Source organism: Streptomyces boluensis, from assembly GCF_009908195.1.
Lineage (GTDB): Bacteria > Actinomycetota > Actinomycetes > Streptomycetales > Streptomycetaceae > Streptomyces > Streptomyces boluensis.
Map to the genome: position 1 here is coordinate 1 of NZ_JAAAHS010000506.1, position 4,668 is coordinate 4,668.

General features: G+C 73.3%; 5 protein-coding genes and 1 pseudogene. 4 read left to right on the forward strand and 2 right to left on the reverse strand.

The window, feature by feature from the left end; translation table 11 throughout:
- A pseudogene (locus GUY60_RS34760) lies at positions 1 to 748 on the forward strand (condensation domain-containing protein); the annotation flags it as partial.
- A gap of 121 nt (positions 749 to 869) precedes the next feature.
- Here the strand turns inward: GUY60_RS34760 and GUY60_RS39605 are convergent.
- On the reverse strand, positions 870 to 1,004 hold the full coding sequence (locus GUY60_RS39605) for a hypothetical protein (RefSeq protein ID WP_281368656.1): 135 nt from the start codon (positions 1,002 to 1,004) through the stop codon (positions 870 to 872).
- A gap of 475 nt (positions 1,005 to 1,479) precedes the next feature.
- Positions 1,480 to 1,908 (reverse strand): hypothetical protein, encoded by a 429-nt coding sequence (locus tag GUY60_RS34765; RefSeq protein WP_161705229.1) that lies wholly within the window; start codon positions 1,906 to 1,908, stop codon positions 1,480 to 1,482.
- A gap of 291 nt (positions 1,909 to 2,199) precedes the next feature.
- Between GUY60_RS34765 and GUY60_RS34770 the strand changes: the two genes are divergently transcribed.
- From GUY60_RS34770 to GUY60_RS34780, 3 genes are all read left to right on the forward strand, one after another.
- Complete coding sequence (locus GUY60_RS34770; RefSeq protein ID WP_161705231.1) at positions 2,200 to 2,709, forward strand: helix-turn-helix domain-containing protein; 510 nt, start codon at positions 2,200 to 2,202, stop codon at positions 2,707 to 2,709.
- 91 nt (positions 2,710 to 2,800) lie between these two features.
- A complete protein-coding gene (locus GUY60_RS34775) occupies positions 2,801 to 3,370 on the forward strand; it encodes a hypothetical protein (RefSeq protein ID WP_161705233.1) in 570 nt (189 codons plus the stop codon).
- Positions 3,367 to 4,587 (forward strand): MAB_1171c family putative transporter, encoded by a 1,221-nt coding sequence (locus tag GUY60_RS34780; protein WP_161705235.1) that lies wholly within the window; start codon positions 3,367 to 3,369, stop codon positions 4,585 to 4,587. Before GUY60_RS34775 ends, GUY60_RS34780 begins: the two co-directional genes overlap by 4 nt.
- The last annotated feature ends 81 nt before the right edge of the window (positions 4,588 to 4,668 follow it).

A 4,668-nucleotide genomic window follows, 5' to 3' on the forward strand; every position in this document is an offset into this window, starting at 1 on the left:
GGAGTTTGGCGGTACGGGGGCGGGGCGGGGGAGTGGGCCGCGTACGCCCGACACCTTGCTGGTGTTCACGGGCGGGCCGCAGCCTGCCGCCGTACCGGTGGAGGAGCTGGCCGCGCAGGGCATCCGGGTGTCGGAGCCGACGACGCATGACGCCGACACCGCGTTCCCGCTGACGCTGACCGCGCATCCCGATGAGGGGGGCGGGCTCGTGCTGACCGTCGCGCACGACCCGGCGCGGCTGCGGGACGCGGACGCGCTGCTCGCCGATGTGGTCGGGCTGCTGCGTCAACTCCCGGGCCGCGGCGACCAGTACACGACCGCCAGGGCGTTCCTCGCGGAGCTGCGCGAGCCGGTCACGCGCGATTCCGATACGGGGCCGCTGTTGCGGGAGTTGCGGGCCGGGGCGGGGGAGAGCGGGGCCGTGGTGTGCCTCGTGCCCGCGCCCGGGGTGCTGTCGGCGCGCTACGAACGGCTCGCCCTGAACTATGCGGGGCCCGAGCCGCTGGCGTTGCTCGAGCAGGGGGAGTGGTCCGCCGAGGCACAGCTCGCCGCGCTCGCGCCGCTGCTCGGGCCGGAACGGCGGCTCGTGCTTGGTGGGTTCTCGGGTGGCGGGGCGGCGGCGTACGAGCTCGCCCAGCTCGTCGCCCGCACCGGCGGACGGCCACCGCTCGTGGTGCTCGCGGCCGCCGCGACGCCGGACGCCGACCTGGCCCGTACGTTGGCGGCGGCGGCCGCGCGTGCTGGGTGAGGCGTCGGTGGACGGACGAACATCCCCGCCGGCGCGGATACGCCGACGGGGACGGTGGTTCTGGGGGAGTGGCCCGGGTAGCCCGCCTCCGGGGACGGGGCACTCGGGTTCAACTCCGGGCTCACCGGCGGGTGCCGGGCTTCGGCAACGGGCGGGGGCGCGGCACTGAACGGGGCTTCTGTCGCGGCAGGTGCCGGGGCAGACCACCACGGCCCGCCGCCGCGAAGCCGGTGCCGTGCTCGGGACGTACACGCATACGGGGCTCCTTCGAGGGGGAACAAGCGACTACTGCGGGTGCAGTGCTTTGAAGTTAGTGGTGCACTTGCAGTGGTGTCAACTGTGTTGTGATGCCAACTGCGGTGCGGGGTCGGCCTGTTCAGCGGGGAAACGGGGCGTGGGCGAGTCGGCACGCAGGGCCGAGCAGCGGGGGACAGCGCCGAGCGGCAGCACAGGCCTACGTACGGAACCGGTCACCAAGTGCCTGCCCGCACCCGCGCGCGGACCCTTCCGTACTGGCTGGCGCGTCAACACCCAAGCGAATCAAGCCAGTTGTGCCGAAACGCGTGGCCCGGCCAGGCTCGGATTCCCTACGCTCGTGCGCAGCGCGGTGTCGGGGTGCGGTCCCCCGTCGCACTCCGGCACCGTGTCCCAGAGCGTCACGCCCCCGCGAGGGGAGCCGTCGACGCGGGGCGGCCGGACCCCCGTCCCAGCCGCCCCGCACCCACGGGTTCTCAGGCGCCGCCGACTCCGCCGGCGGCGGTCGGACCGCGCAACCCACTGGCGTACGCGATACCGGCGAGCGCGGCGGACTCCTGGCCGACCGCGGCGAGCAGTACGTCCAGGTCGTCCGCGAACTGCCGTAGCCACACCGGGTCCTCAAGGGCGCCGGGTTCGACCATGGTCCAGGTCCGCAGCATCTCGTTACGCACCAGAGGTGTGAAATGCGCCCGATCCGAAGCGCACACCCGCAGCCGCGCGTTGTCCCCGCCCTGCTGTGCCACCGCCCGCAACACCCGCAGGAGCAGGGCGAACTGAGGTTGCGGCAGCGTCTCCCGCAACGTCTCCACGTGGCGCAGCACCCGCGAACGGGCGGCGTCCGCGGCCGGGTTCACATCGCTCCGGCACTGGTCACAGCGGTGACCGAGGACAGCGCTGCGCACCCGTACGGGAGGGTGGGCCCGGACGGCGGATTCCCGTGGTGGGCTGTGGCGTCGGAGAGCGACACGTGGTACTCCGTCCCGTCGGAAAGCCGGTGTGCGACTGCTGCTTCGAACAGCTGCGACCGAGGTGAGAGCATGTGTGCCGCTCCGTCGCGGTACGACGGAGTAGCCGCCCACCTGCGCACATCCATCTCAGCTGTGGTGGTGCGGGAAAACTATGGTTTCGGCGGTGAAATAGTCAACTGGCGTTGATCGCGCCGGTGGGGGAGCAGAACGGGGAGACGCAGCACCATGCAAGCCAGCGACCACACTTCCGAGGCGGGCGGTGGCGAGAGCCTCGCCGCCCGGCTCAATCACCTCTTCGAGGTGATCCACCCCGCGGGCCGCAGCAGGCCCTACAGCAGCGACGAAGTCGCCGCCCTGCTTCAGGAACAGGGCGGTCCCACCGTCTCCGGCACCTATCTGTGGCAGTTGCGCACCGGCCGCCGGGACAACCCGACGAAACGTCACCTGGAGGCCCTCGCGGACTTCTTCGGCGTACCGGTCGCGTACTTCTTCGACGCCGAGGTGGCCCGCCGCGTCGGCACCGACCTCGACACCCTGCGGCGGCTGCGCGAGTCCGGGGTGCAGAGCGTCGCCCTGCGGGCCGTCGGGCTCTCACCGAAGTCGATGGACGCGGTCCTCGCGATGATCGACCGGGTACGCGAACTCGAGGGCCTGCCGCCGGGTACGGGCACGGAATCGGCACCGGAATCGACACCGTCATCGGCATCGGAACCAGTACCGGGGCCCGGCCAGTGACCACCGCACCAGCCACCGCGGCCGGCGCGGCAACCGGCACCGCGGCGGACTCAACTCCCGCCCGCCACAGCCCACATGGAGGTGAGCGGCCATGAGGCGCCGCACCCGCAGAACCGATTCACCCGAGCTGGATCCCGACCGCGACCCCGACGCCGTACGGCGCGACTGCCGGGACTTCGTGCGCGGCCTCGGCCTGCCTCCCGTCGCCGGGGTCCGCGACCTGGTCCCCGAGATGGAGCGCCGCACCGGCCGGGCGCTGCGTCTGGAGGCCGCGGAGGTCGCCGCCTCCGACACCATCCCGTGCGGGATGTGGCTCGCCACCCGCGACACCCACTACGTGTTCTACGACCCCCGCACCAGCCGCTCCCACCAGGACCACATCATCGCCCACGAGTTCGGACACATACTCAAGGAGCACCGCGGCGGCCCCAGCCTGCGGGCCAAGGACGCCGGGGCGCTCATCACCCACATCGACCCGGCCGTCGTACGCGCGGTCCTCGGCCGCACCGACTACGCGGAGCACGACGAGCGCGAGGCCGAACTCATCGGCTCCTACCTCCAGGCGCACACCGGCGGCCACGCCCCGGCGCCCGGCGGGGACGCCGCCCGCGTCGCCCGCACCCTGCTGCGGCGCGGCGGACGGGAGGGGCGCACCCGGTGAAGGACCTGCTGCACCCGCTCGGCCTGGCCCTCGCCGGCAGCGGATTCCTGCTCCTCCTGCGCGACCTGCGACGCACCGGCCGCCGCGACCGCGCCCTGGTCGCGCTGAGCGTCGCCTACCTCGCGTCCGCGCTGAGTTACGCGATCTCGCTGACCCCGGTGTGGGTGCGTATCGACGCGTTCTTCGGGGTCACCAACATCGCCGTGCCGCTCGCGCAGAGCTGTGTGATCGGTGTGCTCGTCGCGCAGGCCGTCGTCCTCGTGCACTGGTCGGTGCCGGAGGACCGGCAGCGGCTCGCGCGCCGCCGCACCCGGCTCCTCGTCCTCGCCGGCGGCGCCGTCGTGGCCACACTCGCCGTGCTGTTCACGCTGCTCACCCCGGCCGAGCAGCGCCCCGCCGACTTCACCCTGTACTACGTCCACGACCCGTACTACCAGGCGTACTTGACGCTCTACATCGCCACGTACACGGTCGCCGAGATCGCCCTCGCCGTCGGCTGCGCCCGCCAGGCCCGGCTGGCCCAGGACCCGTGGATCGCGCGCGGCCTGCGCACCATCAGCGTCGGCGCGGTCATCACCCTCGGCTACTCGGCCATCCGCATCTCCTCGGTCCTCGGGGCCACCTTCGGCTTCGACGTACGGGCCCTGGAGCCGTACGCGTGGATCTGCGGCGACATCGGGGCGGCCGTCACCCAGGTCGGGTACTTCCTGCCGACCGTCGCGGGGCGCGCCGCCGAGGTCCGCGCCTGGGGGCGCGAACACCACGCGTACCGGAGGCTGCGGCCGTTGTGGACCGCGCTGCACCGGGCGGCGCCCTCGATCGCGCTGCTCCCGCCGCAGCGGCAACTGCCCGCGCTGCTGCGGCTTCGCGGTGTCGGCTTCCACCTGTACCGGCGCACCGTGGAGATCCGCGACGGCCAGATCGAACTGCGCCCGTACCTCGACCCGGAGGTCCGCGAGGCGGCCGAAATCCGGCGTGCCGCCCAGGGGTTGACGGACCCTCAGCTCGCCGCCGCCGTCACCGCCGACCAGCTGCGCGACGCGCTCGCCCGGCAGCGCCGCGGCGCGCCCGTCGACGAGCCGGCCGGGTACGCCGACGCCCGCCTGGCCAGCCCCACCACCGCCGACGACACCCGGCTGCTGCTGTACGTGGCCGGGTACTTCACCTCGCCCGCCGAGCCGGCGGCGGCGCCCCACCCCACCGGAGCCCGTACGTGATCCGCCGCGCCTTCCTCACTCTGACCACCGGCCTGACCACCGTGCCGTTCAGTACGCAGGCCCGCGCGACCACCCCAATCC

Excerpts from the sequence above, each read along its gene's own strand:
- GUY60_RS34775 (WP_161705233.1), top strand. The coding sequence starts at position 2,801 with ATGAGGCGCCGCACCCGCAGAACCGATTCACCCGAGCTGGATCCCGAC.
- GUY60_RS34770 (WP_161705231.1), top strand. The coding sequence starts at position 2,200 with ATGCAAGCCAGCGACCACACTTCCGAGGCGGGCGGTGGCGAGAGCCTC.
- GUY60_RS39605 (WP_281368656.1), bottom strand. The coding sequence starts at position 1,004 with ATGCGTGTACGTCCCGAGCACGGCACCGGCTTCGCGGCGGCGGGCCGT.